The organism is Pseudomonas sp. K8 (genome assembly GCF_014889455.1).
GTDB lineage: Bacteria > Pseudomonadota > Gammaproteobacteria > Pseudomonadales > Pseudomonadaceae > Aquipseudomonas > Aquipseudomonas veronii.
This window is the reverse complement of sequence record NZ_VJWO01000042.1, coordinates 17,852-35,280: the sequence shown is the minus strand read 5'-3', so window position 1 is coordinate 35,280 and position 17,429 is coordinate 17,852. Positions and strand designations below refer to the sequence as shown.

The following is a 17,429-nucleotide window of genomic DNA, read 5'->3' as shown; positions in this document are numbered from 1 at the left end:
CGCAAGGTTTGTGATTTTTATTGTGTACAATTTTTTTGGAAAGTGTCTTAATCGGCCCGCACCAGCTTTTTCGCTGCCCTGAAAAAGTGCGGCACTCATTTCTACTGACCTCGGGAGGCGCGTACACGCCATGGGACGTTTGACCACACACGTTTTGGACGCCGCTCACGGCTGTCCCGGCAGCAGCATCACGGTTGAGCTGTACCGCGTCGACGGCGCGCAACTGGAACTGGTCGCCACTGCCGTCACCAACAGCGACGGCCGCTGCGACGCACCGTTGCTGCAAGGCGACGCCTACCGCAGCGGTGTGTACCAACTGCAATTCAGCGCCGGCGACTATTACCGGGCGCGTGGCGTGCAATTGCCGGAGCCGGCGTTCCTCGACGTGGTGGTGCTGCGCTTCGGCATCAGCGCCGAACAGGAGCACTACCATGTGCCGCTGTTGATTTCGCCCTACAGCTATTCCACCTATCGCGGTAGCTGAGCATCATCCCCTCGACGCTCTTCGTTGGTTTTTTTGCCCGCCCACACTGCGGGCTAATGAGATGGTCACTCCCAACACCCTGTGAGGGCTACGTTTTCACGGGGTGTTTTGTTTTCGGAGGCCATCATCATGAGCGAGTCAGCACTGATCGGTATCGGTCTCGGTAAACACACTTTCCACCTGCACGGCGAGGATAAGTCGGGCCGCGAGGTCTTTCGCAGAAAATGCTCACACCAAAATTCTGCCTACTTGTAACGGTTCGCGCTTGAAAAATATGCGACTCGCATTCATCGACTTTCTGACACGCTAAGTACATCAGTGCTGCTTTGTGGCAATTGCACCAGGGAGTAGTTTCCAGTGTGATCGCCATGAAATATTTTGCATGACTAGGCTCTCATCTTTGGGAAATGTCCTATTTACTCTCGATTTTTATGTGTGCAGCCTTTGGCGCATCGTTTGAGCGTCTGCCCGCCGACGCGAGAACCTCGACCGGACTGATCCGCGATAATTAATCGAGGGAATATGGACATGACGATGCCCACTCAATGGCAAGAACAGATCGAACATGTTTGCGCCCACATTGGCATAAGCCAGATTGACCTACTGCTCGACCAGGCAGGATGGAGCCACCGTGCTGTGCCTGCCTTGGAGATGCTAACGCCTGAAGTCCCCTGGTTCTCGTTGTTCACCGGCACGTCAGAGCAAAACCTGTTGGATCAGGCCCCTCTGTTGATGCGTCTGGATTTGACGCAGTGGCGACATAAGGCCTGGCTGGAACAGTTGGTGGAGCATGCCACCGATGGCCGCCTAATGGTGGTGATCTCGTCATTGCCCTTCGAAGTTTTGAGTAAAGCCCTGCAAGGGTTTTCGCAATTGGCTTGGGGTGGACAAACCGGTTTGTTACGGTATTACGACTCACGCATCTTTCCCCTGCTGATGTCCTCGATCCTCACCGATCAGCAGCGCGCCGAGTTTCTGCAAGCCGCTGCTTATTGGGGCTGGCTTGATCGGGATAACCAGCCGCAGTGGTTACAAGGCACGAGGCTCACCCATCAGAGCAATATCCAGGTCAGTCCCTTCGTGGAAATGAACGATCAACAATTTGACCTGCTTGGTTGTATCAGCGATGCACAGCAACTGTTAAATGGCAAAAATTTTGATTTCCTGGATGAGAGCCGAGAGCGGCGTTTCGCGCTAATTCACTCACTTGTTGTGCAAGCGGGTCAGGAAAATTATTTCGGCGATTTGACCGAGTATGTGAAACAGAACTTAAGCAGAACCTAGGTGCCTGGATAGCCACTTTGCGCTGGGACAAGAGTGTATTGCATGCACAAGTGGTTTGAATGGTTTACGCGATCAAGGTGATCAGCAAGGAAGTTGCTAGCGATGCAATCGATAATAAAAAAAACAACACAAAAAGTCGCGTTTTACTTGTTGGGGTTCGCGTTATCTGGGTGTTCTTCAGCGAACAATGAAATGGCAGGGGGAAACCTGCAAGCCATCAACCATACCATGCACGGTATTAACTGGATGTCGGTCAATGGTTACCGAGCGGACGGTGGTGGTGGAAGCTCGTGTTGCATCATCATGCCCGTCAAATGGCGTCCTGGCTTAAAGGCCCAGATTGAATGGGAGGTCGATCCTGAGCCGTCTGCAAAAATGCCCTCTGTAACATCAGATGAGTTCAGAGAGGTTTATGCCAAACATGCAGCCAACTATCAGCGCCACAGCACCACCGTGGATATTCCAGAGTGGCCTGGAACGGAGCGATGCGGCCTGAAGGTACACTTTTTGGTTTGTAACCAGATCAAGGTTACGAGCTCATGTTGGGCATTTAACTCAGAGCATTACCCGATTAAAGAACCCTCGCAAATGAAGGAGCCGGCCGTATGTCCGAAGTGAATAATAATTCAAAAGACAAAGCTTGGGGACCGCCAGTTTTTCCTGCTGCAGGGCGTTTCCCGACGAAAACATCGGATGTGACAGATAACTACAATAAGCAAATTGCTGAGCAAAATCGGCTTCAACAAAAACGTGACGATCAAGGGCGTCGCACACAACGTTTTACCTGTTGTCATAGCCTGCATATCAGTCTGTTTTTCGATGGCACCAACAATAACGAAAAGAGCGACACCCAGGAGGGGCATCCCACTAATATCGCCAAGCTGTTTCATGCCTCACTACGAGGTAAAGACGCGATGGGGCAGGGTTATTTTTCGTATTATATGCCCGGTGTCGGCACGCCATTCCCCGAAGTTGGCGAACTGGATTACAGCGATAGCGGGCTGCAATATGCCACTGGGGGGGAAGACCGGATCAACTGGGCCTTGGTACAGGTGGCCAGCGCGTTATCTTATGCTCTGAACAATAAAAGCGGAATTGATGACATTGTCGCCAAGACCAAGGTCGAGGCCATGAGCACCTGGAAGGCACCGCTGATGAGTGCTCTGGGTGAAGGCAATCGCCGCCGAATCATGAAAGAGCTGCTGGCCCCTTTACACGTTCGCAAGGACGAGGCCCAGCCTAAAGTGCTGGCGGTCAAACTGTACGTGTACGGTTTCTCTCGGGGAGCGGCAGAGGCTCGCACTTTTGTTACCTGGTTGAGTCAGTTGTTCGACACCCCAGAAGGGGATGAACTGCCAAAACAGGAACTGTTGGGCTTGCCTGTCAGCGTCGAGTTTCTTGGCGTGCTGGACACGGTGGCCTCGGTGGGTATTGCCCATGTAGCCCCATTCTTTGCTGGGCATATGGACTGGGCCGATAACACCCAGTTGCTACCGGATGCGCAGCGGTTCCCGGAACTGGTCAAGTGTTGTCGGCATTTTGTCGCGGGCTTCGAGCAACGCTCATGCTTTCCGTTGGATTCGATTCGTAACGAAAACGGCCAGTATCCGGCCAATACCTACGAAGTGGTGTACCCCGGTGTGCATTCGGATGTGGGCGGCGGCTACCCGAAAAATGACCAGGGCAAAGCTCGTGAAGGTACTCATGAGCTGGTGTCGCAGATTGTCTTGCACGACTTGTATGCCGCTGCTTTTGCAGCGGGTGCCCCTCTGCAAGTGCCAGAAGAGGTACTGCCGGACACGTTTAATACTAGCTCGGAGAGGTTGTGGAGAAAAATGGGGCCTGGGACTTCCTCAGAGTTTGTGGTCAGTCAGCAACTGATTGAGCGCTTCAACGCCTGGCGCCTCAAAACCCTACCAGGTGTTGCGGCTGACGAATCCGTCGAGGACTCGGCCTATAAGCCGCTGCGTCTGAACACCACCGTAGAAGACACCCTTGCCGATCAACTGGGCTGGATCACCGGTTGGCGTATTGGTCGTTACGTCAATGATCCTCAAGGTAATAACGACAGCTATAAGCGCCAGCCTTTTTTCACCCAAGCCAAAGAGGCGACGCCCTATCAGGAAACTACTGAGCGCGAACAGTATAGAAAAGACCAGGCTGATGCCGTGAAAATGCGGCGGGAGAACCCTCAGTATCCCGGCCCACGAATCTATGAACCGCAGATTGATCAGACCCAACTCAGCCAAGCTGCCGAGGAATTCAAGTCTGACTACACCGGCCAGAAGCGTGAGCAATCCAGTTGGCAAGGCACGGTGACCGACGTGGTGTTACGCGATGCGATCTATTTACTTAACGAGAATGACGAGTCCAAGGACCATGACGCCCTCAAGACGGCAGGTGATCTGCGCAGTAAGCAACTGTTCCGTGATGCTCAAGGCACGTCCGGTGCAGACCCTGAGATGGCCCTACTGGTGGCGTTGTTCGATGACCAGATACACGACTCGCGGGCCTGGTTCATGCACGACAAGTTGAAGTCGAGGGAGTTGTGGGCCGGTTATTTCTTTTACCGCATGACCTATTTCGGCAATGACAATAGCCGTGATCTGTCCCCAGTCGTAGTGGCCGGTCGCATATTGGGCGTGGCGATGATTGCCGGGGCTACGGTGTATGGCATCAAGCGCCGTGGTGTATTAGGTGGTGTTGGCGGACTGGCGGCGGGCATTGGGGTGGCGACCATCGGCTACCAGGTGATCGATAAGGCCACTGGCCTAGTGGTACCGTTCTTGCCAGGCGCAGAACAACTCCTGCAACCAAGCAGCCATGTGGGTCAGATCGCGTCGGAGCAGAAGCATCAGATTGAACTGGATGACTTTGCCCGACGCATGGAACGAACCACAGCCATGTTGCGCAAGACGGGCAGCTTGTTCGAACCGGATAGTGTCGTTTAAGACGCGAAAAATAAATCATTCTGGTCGATTACCCTACAAACCTCAGTTCCAACTTCAACTGATGGCTTTGATAATCGAGCTGCACCTTCTCGCTTCCCACCCCAATCAGCCCGCAACTGTTCTCGGCTGCCCAACCAATTGGCCAGAGCAGTTGAGGGTGTTCCAACAGATGCTGATTGATCAAATGGCAGACGCTGTCGGCCTTGGGCGGCAAACCTTCAGGGCTGTGTAGCTGTTCAAGCAAAATGCGGATCGCATTGTCATCAGCGACTTCCTGCTGTCGATCTGCGAGCAGTTGCCAGATATATGGACGTCGGCTCGATAACCAATGCGCAATGTTCTGCGATGGGAGCAATATCGGAGGGGATGTTCAAGCGCTGACATATCGCGAGGAACTCGGTGACTTCAATAACCGTAGGGAATTCGAACTCTCTTGGCTGACGCTTTGTCTGGACCACCCGTTAATCAGTATTGCAAAAATGGGGGTGACCATAGATTTTTATGCCGCTTGCGCATGCAACTATCTAGCGCCTTTTGCCCTGCGGCGCTGCCTAGGCTGGGTGTTTTCCTCATGCAGAAGAAAACCCCATGACCTCGTCCCCCGATCACGCGAGTGCTTCACCCGACACCGTTAATGCCGACGACCCGGACCTTGCCGCCCAAGTACAAGCGCAGGCGATTCGCGAGCAACTGATACGGCGGATTAACGCCTACACGCACCCCAGTCGCCTGATCAATCGAATTGCGCTTGCCGACGCGCGTTGCGTCGCCGCGACACGCGCGCTGGCGCGGCTGATAGGCCGTTCGCCGAAAGTCTTGACGGTCATCCGCGCCGAGCTGCGCAAAGCCTTCGAAATGGACCCGGACCACCTCTTGTTCAGCGAGCCCAAGCCGCCCGCCGCGCCGCGCAAAGTCGAGAGCCTGACCGAGCGGGCGTTGGCGTTGCTGGTCCTGCCGACGGTGGTGATCAACGTCAATCAATTCACCGCCCTGAGTGTCAAAGACGCGCCGGAACGGCACTTGCCGTATACGCCGCTGGAAGCCCTGCGCCGCGTCGTCGCGCTGCAGCTGTTCGAGCGGCTCGCCCATGCGGTGAGCGCCTACTGGGACTGCCTGGCGCAGGGCACCTGGCTCACACGCCGGGAACGCTGGGTCGAGTTGCACACGGAGCTGTTTGCGGACCGGGCCTTTTTGGCGTGGCAACTGGACGAGCTATCGCGTGCGGGATTCGCCATGGTTCAGGCCCTGATCGATGCGCCCAGCGCCGAGGCGCGCCGACGTGCGGGCGGGGCTTGGGCTACGCTGCGCGTCGGCCAGTTGCTGTGGCCGGGGGCATCGGCGGTCGCGATCCCAGGGGCACTGCATCTGTATCGCGAGGGCGACCCCAGCGATGCGCCGCACGTGGTTTACCTGCCGGGTGGGGGCCGCAACTTCTACGAGTACCCGTCCTTCGCCGCCCTGCAGGACGGCCTGCTGGCGCTGGACCGGTCGCGGTTCCACGCGCTCTGGCAGTGCCTGCCGTTAAGTCGGCGCGATAACGTGTACCGCCCCGCTGCCTTGTCTGCGACGAGCGCCTTTATGCGCGGCCTGCCGCTGATGGCCGATGCGCTGGCGCTGGGTGCCGAGGCCTTGCTGAGTGGGCAATGGAGCAACGAGTTGGCGTGTGCGGCGAAGATGAATGACGGCTACGTGTTTTCCGAAGGGCGGCCTCGACTGCCGGATGCCGCACCGTTTCTGGCCGCGGTCGAAGGGGCGAGGCAGCAATGGGTCGGCGGCGCTCGGCTTGGCGTGATCGGCGCGCAATTACTCAAGTGGGACCGGCAACGCCGAGGCGCAGAAATCATCTTCGCCAGCACGGCCTCCGGCCTGGCCCTGCACACGGCGCAGCGTCAGGTCGCACGCTACGAAGATGCGCTGCTCGCGCTGTTGGTCCCGGCTGATCCCAGCGCGGATACCCTGGCGTACCGGGTCATTGCGTCGCTGATGAGCCAAATTGACGTGCATATCCAAGCGTTGAATACGTTGATGCAAGATGCCGGGCAACGGCTGCTGGAGTTGGCTTTTTGGGCTGAGCGTCCGGGGGGAGCGGGTACGCCCAGGCGCGTGTCGTTGTTTATGCAGGCCCAAACCGCAGCCCTGCGTTGCGAGGTGGAGTTGCAACACCGCCTCAAGCTGATCAGTACGGCGCATCGCGACCTGATGATCGAGGTGGTCGACCAACCCTTGGCCAGCCGTCGCCCGGGCAGTCTTGCCCAAGTGCTGTCGATCGCGGTGGGCTGCGCGCCGGACGCTTTCTACCCGCTCCATAACGTGTGGGTGGTGACCACGGCTGCGGCGCTAGAGCGCTCGTCGCGCCAACTGCCGGTGGTGCTTTACGCTTTCGGCGTGGAGGGCGGGATCAAGGCGTTTGCCGGGCTGGACGCGTTGACCCGCAGCCTCAAGGCAAGCCTGAACAGCCCAGACGACTCGGTGTTGTGGCGCTGCGTCGAGCACGATAAACGCGCCGACCTGCGCGCCCATGCCGCCGCGCAAACACTCGACGTGCGCTACGTTGAAATCAACGGCAAGCCCGCGCTGGCTGCGCTCAAGAAACTGCTGGGGAGCTACGACCGCTTACACCGCAGCAGCGAGGACATCACGCGGGTGTTCAGCGAAGTGACGGATGCCGACCTGAGCCGCGCGCTGCTGATGGTCGATCTGGACGCGCAGTTGAAGATCCCGCCCAATAACGCCCTGAGCCAGGCGCTGGCCAATATTGAGCTGCTGCGCACGGCGGCGTCTGAGGCGAAAACGTTGCCCGCCTGGCTCGCGCACGCACCACGGGCCCAGCGTCAACACTTCAAGCGCTTGCTGCGCTTGTACCTGGGCAACGCGTTGGCCTTCAAAAGCCGGCTGGAGCAATGCCTGCCTGATCTGAACACCTTTGCCCGGCGCGCCTTGATCGCCCGTTTGCGCGAGGACGGTTTTTTTCCGCAGTTGGATATCGACCAAGCGTTGATCGAGATGCCCGATGATGTCCACGGTGCTTTCTGTGGCTGGACCAGTGGCTGCGCCGTGGGTGATCGCCGCATCGTGCTGACCCCGACCGCGACGCGCACCTCCTTCAGCTTGCTGCAACTGGCGCTGCATAACCTGGACCCGCTGGCACCCTGGACGCAGTGGCGATTCGATCATGCGCGTTATCTGCAACCCGAGTGGAAGCAGCGCCTCAATGCCGCTTACTTGATCGGGCTGGTGTCTTCACTGGACATCGGTGGCCGCTACGATGCCCTGATCCACCAAGTTTATTATCCCCGTCGTGAAACCGACCGTGTGCTCAGCAACGGACGTATCCCTGGGTTATTGAATCGCGCCTTGCAAGCGGGCGCTGCATATCACCTGTTCGATGCGGTGCAACGGGGGCTGACGGCAACGGCACAAAGCCTGTTCAAGACGGCGATGGCGGCACGCACGCCGCAGGACCTGTCGAGCAGTCAGCCCGCGCTGCAACTGTATGTGGTCCATCTGGTCGGCCACACCCTGCAGCATGATCGCTATGTCGCAGGGATCGTCGCGGTACATGACCCGCGTACCGACCTGTGCGTGGTTTACTGGCCCGATGCGCCGCCGGCCCTGGTCCTGACCGAGTACGGCAGCTTGCAACAGGCCCATGCTGCATTGAACCGCATCGGTGCGTTAACGGATAACGTCAAGACACTGGCGCGGCAGGTCGCGCCGGGCTGGGCATTCGAGGCGCTCCCCCAGCCACCGGAGGGTGTCGATGCGCGCGCCCAGGCCGCCAAAACGCTGAAAGCCATACCGGCGTTTTTCATGATGAAGGGCATCTGGCGGGGGATCGACTTCGTGCGCTCATTCGGCATCAAGCACCTGGAACCTGCGGTGGTGCTCAAGGAGATCGAAGCCCAGACCCTTGAACAGATCGCCAGTGCTCCGCAGGACTGGCTCGCGCTTGTGGCCGTGCCCCACTGCAACGCCCAGGCATTGCTCTACCACGCCAGCGTGCAGGAGCTGCAACGCCGCACTCAAGCGGCCAGTCATTCCGGCAAGGCGTTGGAGCACTATCGGAACCAGCGCCTGAATGAGCAGGGCGATACCCGCGCACGGGCGCTGGTGGGGTTTTTTTCGCCGTTGTACGGGACGTTCAATGACTTCCATGAGCTGCTGCTGGTGTCACGGCGTTATCACCGTTTCGGCGACCCCCGGGACGCGGTCGATGTGGGTTTCATGAGCGCCTTTATGGTGATCGACGTGTTGCTGAACTTTGTCCCCGGCCCCAGGAAAGTCGGACGTGTCGGCGCAGGTGTCGCGCGGCCGGCGCTGAGGGCCGTGCTGGGGCGGCTACATCGTTTACGGATGGCGACGGATGCCGGGGTTTCCCGCGTGGCAACGCCGCCCGTGACTCGGCTCAAGGCCTTGGATCGCTTCAAAATCAACGGCGTGCCTGAGGGCGCCGTTGCGCTGAAAGGGCCGGACACGGCAGGCGTGCAGGTGAAACACGGTGAGCTCTTTGTGGCGGACGACACCCACACTTACCCCCTTTACCGACGTGGAGACGAACCGGCGTTTCGCCTGAAGAACCCGCAGGCGCCGGGGCAGGACGAACTGATTTTGCACATCCACCAGTCCAAGGAATGGTTACTCGGCGCGGATGCACCACAACCGGTCGCGGGCACCAGTTCCGGGGGGCTCAACCCATGGCGCCCACCCGTGACGCCGCCACCGGACTGGCGCCCACCGACGGTGCGCGCCGCTACGGAAAGCCGCATTTATCGCTCGTCTGCGCCGAACACCGAGTGGTTCGCCTGGCGCGCGCGCGTGCCCACGGGCCAAGTGCCTGGCTCCTCGGCGTTCGGCACGTTTCATGTGCATATGGACCCGCCGGGGTTTCCCTACGATGTCATCTATATCGGCGCCCAGTACGACCGCCCGACGGCATCGGGGGTGGGTTATTACCGGGTGCTGGCGCCGGGGGACAGTGCGCCCTGGAGCGGCCTTGCATTCATTACCAAGGATGAACCGCTGGTATCACTGGCCCGGGCGGACCTTGAGCGTTGGACAGACACTGCGCTGGAGGAACAGCCCATCCCGGTATCACGCACCCAGGCGGGCGAGTGGCAGCTCCATGCGCCGTTGTTCGACACGCCGTTGGAACGGTCTGTCGCCACGGCGTTCCCGAACCTTACTACCCATAGCCGCAGCATGGCCGTCGCCCGGCTGGTCGAACTGGCCGATACTTCTCGCTCGGCGACGGCCAGCCACCTGCTCAATGTGCGTGCAGCGCTGGACAATTGGTTGACCCCCACCGCCAACCGGCTGGGCCAGACCGATGATTTGCTGAGAATGCTGCGGCCCACCGAAAGCAGCGGCCGATCGATCTATATCGGCTTCGACGGCAAGGCACCGGGCTTCACTCGCGTCGACTTCAACGTGGCCGGCCTGGACCCGACCCTGCGCACCGGCGGCCGCGCGCGTGCGCCGCAGCGGGAGATTGCACAGCGCGCAGCCGTTAAGCGCGTGCTCGAACAGCAGGGCTTCGACGTGCAGGAACTGCAGGTCATGCGCGGCAAAAAGCCCAGCCATGAATTGCTCGTGACACATTCGCGCTGCGGTTCAAACAAACTGTACTACGTGTCGTTGCATTGGCTTGGGCGCGGCTCTGTGCCGTTGGAAAACCGCCTGACAGACCATTGGTTCAATGCCGCAATCATCAGACACCCGACCTCGCTGGCGTTGGCTGCGGTCAAGAGTGCGCTGCGGGAAAACCGCCTGGTTCGGATCGCCGCCGGCATTCAGTGGCAGGCGACGGGGTCGGTCCGCCCCAGCGTGTATTTTGTCAAAGTGACCCCGCTCTGACGTTGAGCAGCGAGACCGCGCCAGCCGCCCCGAACAGCCCGGCACTGGTGCGGTTGAACCAGCTCTGGCCGTTGCCGCTGCGCAGATAGCGTGCCGCGCCGTGGGCGCCAAGGCCGTAGGCGAGCTTGCACAACAGGTCGAGCACGGTCCAGGTGGCGATCATCACCAGCAGTTGCGGCAGAAACGGCTGTTGGCTGCTGAGGAACTGCGGCAGGAAGGCGGCGAAGAACAGAATGTCCTTGGGGTTGCTGGCGCCCAGCACAAACGCACGGCCAAACAAGGCGCGAAAACGCGGCGTGGCGACGGCCAGGGGCACCACCGCGCCGTGGGCCGGTTGGCGCGATTGCTGCCAGCTCTGCCAGGCGAGGTAAAACAGGTAGAGCGCGCCGACTATCTTCAAGGCGCTGAACAATTGTTCCGACGCGAGCAACAGCGCACCCAGGCCGAGTGCCGAGGCACTCAACAGGCAGATCGAGGCAAACACGCCGCCGAGGAACGCCGGGTACGAACGGCGCAGGCCGTAGTTCAAGCTGTTGCTGATCATCAGCAACGACAGGGGACCGGGGATCAGGATCACCACCAGCGCAGCGCCGCTGAACAGCAGCCAGGTTTCCAGGTTCATTCACAGTGCTCCTTTCATGCAAAAGCCTCACCCAAAGGTGAGGCGGTTTCTTCGGGGGGTGCCGACCTAGAGGAAGATGAATTTCGCGATAAAGATCGCGCACAGCACCCACAGGCTGACGGAAATTTCGCGGTACTTGCCGCTGCCGGCCTTGAGCGCCACGTAAGTGATAAAGCCCAGGGCGATCCCGTCGGCGACCGAGAAGGTCAGCGGCATCATGATCGCGGTGACGATCGCCGGAATGCTGTCGGTGGCGTCGTCCCAATTGATATGGGCCATGCTCGCCATCATCAGCATCGCCACATAAATCAGCGCGCCGGCGGTGGCATACGCAGGAATCATGCCCGCCAGCGGCGCGAAAAACATCGCCGCCACAAACAGCACGCCCACGGTCACGGCGGTCAGCCCGGTACGGCCGCCGGCGGCGACACCGGCGGCACTTTCCACGTAGCTGGTCACCGGCGGCACGCCGACCATGGCGCCGAACACGCTGGAGGCGCTGTCGGCCTTCAACGCGCGGGACAGGTTGTGGATCTTGCCGTCGGGGTTGACCAGCCCGGCCCGTTGCGCGACGCCCATCAGGGTGCCGGCGGTGTCGAACATGTGTACAAACAGAAAGGCGAACACCACGCTGATCATGCTCACATTGAATACACCCATCACGTCCATGGCTAACCAGGTCGGTGCCAGGCTCGGCGGGGTAGAGAGGATGCCGTTGTAGTGCACCAGCCCGAGGCCCCAGCCGGCGAGGGTCACGGCGATGATGCTGATGAGGATCGCGCCGAACACCCGGTGGTAGCTGAGGATGGCAATCAGTAGAAAGCAGATGGCCGCCAGCAACGGTGCCGGCTCGTGCAGCGAACCGAGCTTGATCAGGGTGGCCGGGCTGTCGACGATGATGCCGGCGGTTTTCAGGCCGATCACCCCGAGGAACAAGCCGACACCGGCACCCATCGCATGGCGCAGGCTCACCGGAATGCTGTTGAGCAGCCATTCGCGGATGCGCGACAGCGTCAGCACCATGAACAACACGCCGGAGATAAACACCGCGCCGAGGGCCGTCTCCCAGGTGTAGCCCATGGTCCCGACCACGGTGTAGGTGAAGAATGCGTTCAAGCCCATGCCCGGCGCCAGGCCCACCGGCCAGTTGGCGTACAGGCCCATCAGCAGGCACCCCAGCGCGGCAGCGATGCACGTGGCGACAAAGGCGGCGCCGTGATCGATACCGGCATCGGCCATGATGTTCGGGTTGACGAAGATGATGTAGGCCATGGTGATAAACGTCGTGAGGCCGGCGATCAACTCGGTTTTCACTGTGGTGCCATGCACGCGCAGTTTGAACAGGCGTTCGAGCCAGCCGCTGTCGGCGGCGGAGAGGTTCGGCGCGGCGAGGTCCAGCGGGGCTTCGGATTTGCGGCTATCCACAGCAAGTACTCCTCAAGCATTTTATTGTTATGGTCAGCGCGCAGGCGCTGTGAGGTACTGGCGGGTTTTGTTGACTGATGGGTCAGGAACTCGCACGAAGCGAATTATGCTTTTGTATACAAAAAAAGCAAATAATGTTTTCGATTGTCTGCGCAAAAAAGGATGAAAGGCTAATTCACCGCACTCAACGCCTGATTGACCGCCAGCCAGCCGTTCACCGCGGCTTCCCCCGCTTCATTGAAGGCGCGCTGCAACAACTTCACCTGTTCGCGGCGCAAGGACTGCTCGAAACGCAGACCTTCGGCGCTCAATTCCAGCAGGCGTTTGCGCTTGTCGGTCTCCGACGCGACGCTTTGCACCAGGTGCATTTCCTGTAATTGGCGCAGCGGCATGTTCAGCGCCTGCTTGCTCACGCCGAGCAATTCCAGCAGTTCCTTCACGCTCAGGCCGGGGTAGCGCGCGATAAAAAATACGATGCGCTGATGCACTCGGCTCAGGCCGCGGCGCTCCAGCATTTCGTCGGCCTTGGCGGTGAACGCCTGGTAGCCGAAGAAGAACGCTTCCATGGCGGTTTGCTGGCTGGTCTGGTTTTTAAGGTCAAGCATATTGACGTATCCACGCAAGTCGTCGTAATTTCGGTCAACCAGTTTGACGTATTTCCCACAGGCTTTGCTACCGGTGACCCTATGGCCTTCTCAGAACGTGTTACGCGCCTCAAAAGCTCCTTGATCCGTGAAATCCTCGCGGCGGCCCAGCGCCCGGAAATGATGTCGTTCGCCGGTGGGCTGCCGGCCGAAGCGATGTTGCCTGCGTTGAACTGGGACGACATGCCGGTGAACATCGGCCAATACGGCATGAGCGAAGGCGAGCCGCAGCTGCGTGAATTGCTCGCCGCCGAGGCGCGTGCATTGGGTGTGCCGTGCCAGGCCAGCCAGGTGTTGGTGGTCAGCGGTTCCCAGCAGGCCCTGGACCTGGCGGCCAAGCTGGATATCGACAAGGGCACGAACATCCTCCTGGAAGGCCCGACCTACCTGGCGGCCTTGCAGATTTTCCAACTGTTCGGCGCCGAGTGCCTCACCGTACAACTGGAAGCCGACGGCCCGGACCTGGCCGCGTTGCGCTCACGTCTCGAACGCTACCGCCCGGCGTTCATCTACCTGATCCCGACATTCCAGAACCCGTCGGCCGTGCGTTACAGCGAGGCCAAGCGCGAAGCCGTCGCGGCGCTGCTCGATGAGTTCGACGTGACCCTGATCGAAGACGAACCGTACCGCGAACTGACCTTCGACGGCGGCAGTGCGCAGCCCATCGCCGGCCGCCTGAAAAAGGCCAGTTGGATCTACACCGGCACCGTGTCGAAAACCTTGTTGCCCGGCCTGCGCGTCGGTTACCTGATCGCCAGCCCCGACCTGTTCCCGCACTTGCTCAAGCTCAAGCAGTCGGCCGACCTGCACACCAACCGCGTCGGCCAGTGGCAGGCGATGCAGTGGCTCGGCAGCGAAAAATATCAACAGCATCTGGTCGAGCTGCGCGGTTTCTATCGCGCGCGCCGGGATGCTTTTCAGGCGGCGCTCGAGCGGCATTTCGGCGAATTGGCCGACTGGCAAGTGCCCCAGGGCGGATTATTCTTCTGGTTGACCTTGAAACAGCCGCTCGACACCCGCACCTTGTTGGCTCCTGCGCTCGATCAGAACGTCGCGTTCATGCCCGGTGAACCGTTCTTTTCCGAGCCGGACCAGCACCTTGGCTCACTGCGGCTCAATTTCAGCCATATCGACCCGTCCCGTCTGGACGAAGGTCTCAAGCGCCTGGCCGCGGTGGTCCGTCAAGCACAGCACGCGCGAGCGGCATAAGGGGAGCCCCATGTACAAGGTTTATGGCGATTACAAGTCGGGCAACTGCTACAAGGTCAAATTGATGCTCAACCTGTTGGGCATCCCGTATCAATGGGTGGATGTCGACATCCTCAAGGGCGACACCCAGACCGCCGAATTCCTGGCCAAGAACCCCAACGGCAAGATCCCGGTGCTGGAGCTCGAAGACGGCACCTGCCTGTGGGAATCCAATGCGATCCTCAACTTCCTCGCCGATGGCAGCGAGTTTCTGCCGACCGAACCGCGCTTGCGCACCCAAGTGTTGCAGTGGCAGTTCTTCGAGCAGTACAGCCACGAGCCGTACATTGCGGTGGCGCGCTTTATCCAACTGTACTTGGGGATGCCAGAGGATCGCCTCGACGAATACAAAACCACCCACAAGGGCGGTTACAAGGCGTTGAAGGTCATGGAGCGCCAACTGCAAAGCACGCCGTACCTGGTGGGCGAGCAGTATTCGATTGCGGATATTGCGCTGTATGCCTACACCCACGTGGCGCATGAGGGCGGTTTTGACTTGACGCCTTACCCGGCGCTGCAGGCATGGCTGAAGCGTGTGGCCAGCCATCCCAGACATGTGGCGATGCTCGACTGACTCACTCGGTCAATTGTGGGAGCGGGCAAGCCCCTCCCGCATTTAGCTCAGTGGTGTGTCGGATAATTTTTCATGCAGCAAGTCGAAACAGCGCTGCGCCGCCGGGCTCAGCGCCATCGCGTTGCGACTGATCAACCCGATCTCGCGGTTCACGCCGGGATGATCGATGCTGATGCGCTTCAACCCCTCCAGGCTGTCCGCCGCCGACTCCGGCAGCACACTGATCCCCAAGCCCTGACGCACCAGCGCCAACACCGTCGACATGTAGTTGGCCTCCATGCCCGCGTTCATTGTCAGGCGTGTCTCGTCAAATAACGCCTCGACGTGTTCGCGCACACTGCTGTCGCGCCCGGTCAGGATGATCGGCTGATCCGCCAGTTGCTTCAGGGTCAGCGCCGGATAGCGGGCGAGGGGATGATCCAGCGGTACGAACGCGCACAGCCGATCATTCAATACCGGCACGAACGCCAGCCCGTGGTTCAGCCGTGCGCGCACGCCGATGCCGAAGTCCACCTCGCCCGAGCGCACCTGGGCATGGATGCGATGGGCCACCAGGTCATGCAGGCGCACTTCGATCCCGCCGAAGCGTTCGCGAAACAGGCGCAGCGCGGGCGGCAGGGCGCCGGCGCACACCGAGGGCAGGGCGGCGATGGTCACCACGCCACGACGTAACGCCGCGAGGTCGCGGGAGCCGGTGACGATGTTGTCCAGGTCCAGCAGCAGCTTTTCCATCGGCCCGTGCGCTTCCTGGCCGGCGGCCGTGATGCTGACATGCCGCGGGCTGCGGTCGAGCAGGGCGACGCCGAGCCAGTCCTCGAGTTGCTGAACCTGCACGGTGAGCGCGGACGGCGACAGGTGCAGTTCGTTGGCCGCCTTGGTAAAGCTGCCGGTGCGCGCGACAGCGAGGAAGGCTTGGATGTGTTGGATAGAGTTCTTCATTTTGTTTTTCCGAACACTAGCTGGTGAATATTCCAATTTACAAAGACTAACGCGTTTCCAATACTTCAGGGAAAACAATAACCGGCCACCAAGGCCGCTCTGGAGTAACCCATGCTCGCTACCCTGGGTGTCATTACCATCCTTTGCTTGCTCGCTGCCGTCATGAGCAAACGCCTCTCGCCCCTGGTGGCGCTGATCGCCTTGCCGATCATCGCTGCGCTGCTCGGCGGGTTCGGCCTGCAAACCAGTGCCTTCATCATTACCGGGATCAAGAACGTTGCCCCGGTGGTGGGCATGTTTGTGTTCGCGATTCTGTTTTTCGGGATCATGACCGATGCCGGCATGCTTGACCCGATCATTGATCGCATCCTGCGCACGGTAGGGACGCGTCCTACACGAATTGTCGTTGGCACCGCGACCCTCGCCTTGCTGGTCCACCTGGACGGTTCCGGCGCGGTGACGTTTCTGGTGACGGTGCCGGCGATGCTGCCGCTGTATACGCGGCTGGGCATCGACAAACGCATCCTCGCCTGCGTCTGCGCGATGGCTGCCGGGGTCAACTTCCTGCCGTGGACCGGCCCGGTGCTGCGCTCGTCGGCGGCGTTGCATGTGCCGGTGGCGGATCTGTTCCAGCCGCTGATCCCGGTGCAGATCGTCGGCCTGATCTTTGTCTTCGCCTGCGCCTGGTGGCTCGGCCATCGTGAAGAAAAACGCCTTGGCCTGGGCGCCGGTTCGACGGTGGATGCCGTGCCGCAACGGGTGCTCAGCGACGACGACATCAAGCTGCGACGCCCACGGCTGTTCTGGGTCAACCTGATTCTCACCGTGCTGGTGATGGTGGTGATGATCGCCGGCTGGGTCGACCCGGTGGTGATGTTCATGCTCGGCACCGTGGTCGCGCTGTGCATCAACTACCCGAATGTCGACGCCCAGCGCGCACGCATCGACGCCCATGCCAAGACCGCCCTGACCATGGCCAGTATCCTGCTCGCCGCCGGCGTGTTCACCGGCATCATGCAAGGCACCGGCATGCTCAAGGCGATTGCCGAAGTGGCGGTGGCGCAGATTCCGGCCGGCCACGGCAAGTTGATCCCGGCAGTGGTGGGCTTTATTTCCATGCCGCTGAGCATGTTGTTCGACCCTGATTCCTACTATTTCGGCGTGATGCCGGTGATCGCCGAAGTCGGCAAGGCCCTGGGCGTCGACCCGCTGCAAGTGGCCCAGGCGTCGTTGCTGGGTGTACACACCACCGGTTTCCCGGTCAGCCCGCTGACCCCCGCGACCTTCCTGTTGGTGGGGCTGTGCAAGATCGAGCTGGCCGATCACCAGCGCTTCACGATTCCGTTTCTGTTCGCCGCGTCGGTGTTGATGACCCTGACCGCGTTGCTCCTGGGAGTATTTTGAG

Annotated in this window: 12 protein-coding genes and 1 pseudogene; 9 read left to right on the top strand and 4 right to left on the bottom strand. The window is 60.2% G+C overall.

Going from position 1 to position 17,429, the window contains the following annotated elements:
* The first annotated feature begins 130 nt into the window (after window positions 1-130).
* The 6 genes and pseudogenes from uraH (at window position 131) to INT12_RS23360 (ending at window position 10,572) form a co-directional block, all read left to right on the top strand.
* Window positions 131-484 (top strand): hydroxyisourate hydrolase, encoded by a 354-nt coding sequence (gene uraH / locus INT12_RS23385; protein WP_017845823.1) that lies wholly within the window; start codon window positions 131-133, stop codon window positions 482-484.
* A gap of 129 nt (window positions 485-613) precedes the next feature.
* Window positions 614-721 (top strand): annotated as a pseudogene (locus INT12_RS23380) (IS110 family transposase); the annotation flags it as partial.
* 291 nt (window positions 722-1,012) lie between these two features.
* Window positions 1,013-1,768, top strand: a complete 756-nt coding sequence (locus tag INT12_RS23375; protein WP_026139883.1) for a DUF4123 domain-containing protein — start codon at window positions 1,013-1,015, stop codon at window positions 1,766-1,768.
* Between the two features lie 102 nt (window positions 1,769-1,870).
* Complete coding sequence (locus INT12_RS23370) at window positions 1,871-2,386, top strand: DUF3304 domain-containing protein (protein ID WP_082643800.1); 516 nt, start codon at window positions 1,871-1,873, stop codon at window positions 2,384-2,386.
* On the top strand, window positions 2,374-4,719 hold the full coding sequence (locus INT12_RS23365) for a T6SS phospholipase effector Tle1-like catalytic domain-containing protein (protein WP_193040450.1): 2,346 nt from the start codon (window positions 2,374-2,376) through the stop codon (window positions 4,717-4,719). The genes INT12_RS23370 and INT12_RS23365 overlap by 13 nt, the downstream gene beginning before the upstream one ends.
* 588 nt (window positions 4,720-5,307) lie before the next feature.
* Window positions 5,308-10,572, top strand: a complete 5,265-nt coding sequence (locus INT12_RS23360; protein ID WP_193040449.1) for a dermonecrotic toxin domain-containing protein — start codon at window positions 5,308-5,310, stop codon at window positions 10,570-10,572.
* Here the strand turns inward: INT12_RS23360 and INT12_RS23355 are convergent.
* The 3 genes from INT12_RS23355 to INT12_RS23345 all read right to left on the bottom strand — a co-directional run bounded on the left by INT12_RS23355 (window position 10,553) and on the right by INT12_RS23345 (window position 13,224).
* The gene (locus INT12_RS23355) at window positions 10,553-11,194 is read right to left on the bottom strand and encodes a LysE family translocator (RefSeq protein WP_057003890.1); all 642 of its coding nucleotides are present in this window, start codon (window positions 11,192-11,194) and stop codon (window positions 10,553-10,555) included. The genes INT12_RS23360 and INT12_RS23355 overlap by 20 nt on opposite strands.
* Before the next feature lie 66 nt (window positions 11,195-11,260).
* On the bottom strand, window positions 11,261-12,592 hold the full coding sequence (locus tag INT12_RS23350) for an NCS2 family permease (protein ID WP_167331342.1): 1,332 nt from the start codon (window positions 12,590-12,592) through the stop codon (window positions 11,261-11,263).
* Between the two features lie 197 nt (window positions 12,593-12,789).
* The gene (locus INT12_RS23345; protein WP_046382563.1) at window positions 12,790-13,224 is read right to left on the bottom strand and encodes a MarR family winged helix-turn-helix transcriptional regulator; all 435 of its coding nucleotides are present in this window, start codon (window positions 13,222-13,224) and stop codon (window positions 12,790-12,792) included.
* Window positions 13,225-13,305: 81 nt separating this feature from the next.
* Here INT12_RS23345 and INT12_RS23340 point away from each other — a divergent pair, with 81 nt between their 5' ends.
* Together INT12_RS23340 and INT12_RS23335 are read left to right on the top strand one after the other, a co-directional pair.
* Entirely contained in the window at window positions 13,306-14,472 is a 1,167-nt protein-coding gene (locus INT12_RS23340) for a PLP-dependent aminotransferase family protein (protein ID WP_193059033.1), read from the top strand.
* A gap of 10 nt (window positions 14,473-14,482) precedes the next feature.
* Window positions 14,483-15,085 (top strand): glutathione S-transferase family protein, encoded by a 603-nt coding sequence (locus tag INT12_RS23335; protein ID WP_017845833.1) that lies wholly within the window; start codon window positions 14,483-14,485, stop codon window positions 15,083-15,085.
* Window positions 15,086-15,127: 42 nt separating this feature from the next.
* Here INT12_RS23335 and INT12_RS23330 read toward each other — a convergent pair whose 3' ends face one another.
* On the bottom strand, window positions 15,128-16,024 hold the full coding sequence (locus INT12_RS23330; RefSeq protein WP_193040807.1) for a LysR family transcriptional regulator: 897 nt from the start codon (window positions 16,022-16,024) through the stop codon (window positions 15,128-15,130).
* Window positions 16,025-16,135: 111 nt separating this feature from the next.
* Between INT12_RS23330 and INT12_RS23325 the strand changes: the two genes are divergently transcribed.
* Window positions 16,136-17,428 carry a CitMHS family transporter gene (locus INT12_RS23325; protein ID WP_193040808.1) on the top strand — a complete coding sequence of 431 codons (1,293 nt, stop codon included), beginning with the start codon at window positions 16,136-16,138 and terminating at the stop codon, window positions 17,426-17,428.
* Window position 17,429: the final 1 nt, after the last annotated feature.

Bases quoted from the DNA above. Each gene is read 5' to 3' on its own strand.
- uraH (WP_017845823.1), top strand. From the start codon at position 131: ATGGGACGTTTGACCACACACGTTTTGGACGCCGCTCACGGCTGTCCC.
- INT12_RS23360 (WP_193040449.1), top strand. From the start codon at position 5,308: ATGACCTCGTCCCCCGATCACGCGAGTGCTTCACCCGACACCGTTAAT.
- INT12_RS23335 (WP_017845833.1), top strand. From the start codon at position 14,483: ATGTACAAGGTTTATGGCGATTACAAGTCGGGCAACTGCTACAAGGTC.
- INT12_RS23330 (WP_193040807.1), bottom strand. From the start codon at position 16,024: ATGAAGAACTCTATCCAACACATCCAAGCCTTCCTCGCTGTCGCGCGC.
- INT12_RS23375 (WP_026139883.1), top strand. From the start codon at position 1,013: ATGACGATGCCCACTCAATGGCAAGAACAGATCGAACATGTTTGCGCC.
- INT12_RS23355 (WP_057003890.1), bottom strand. From the start codon at position 11,194: ATGAACCTGGAAACCTGGCTGCTGTTCAGCGGCGCTGCGCTGGTGGTG.
- INT12_RS23340 (WP_193059033.1), top strand. From the start codon at position 13,306: ATGGCCTTCTCAGAACGTGTTACGCGCCTCAAAAGCTCCTTGATCCGT.
- INT12_RS23370 (WP_082643800.1), top strand. From the start codon at position 1,871: ATGCAATCGATAATAAAAAAAACAACACAAAAAGTCGCGTTTTACTTG.
- INT12_RS23325 (WP_193040808.1), top strand. From the start codon at position 16,136: ATGCTCGCTACCCTGGGTGTCATTACCATCCTTTGCTTGCTCGCTGCC.
- INT12_RS23345 (WP_046382563.1), bottom strand. From the start codon at position 13,224: ATGCTTGACCTTAAAAACCAGACCAGCCAGCAAACCGCCATGGAAGCG.
- INT12_RS23365 (WP_193040450.1), top strand. From the start codon at position 2,374: ATGTCCGAAGTGAATAATAATTCAAAAGACAAAGCTTGGGGACCGCCA.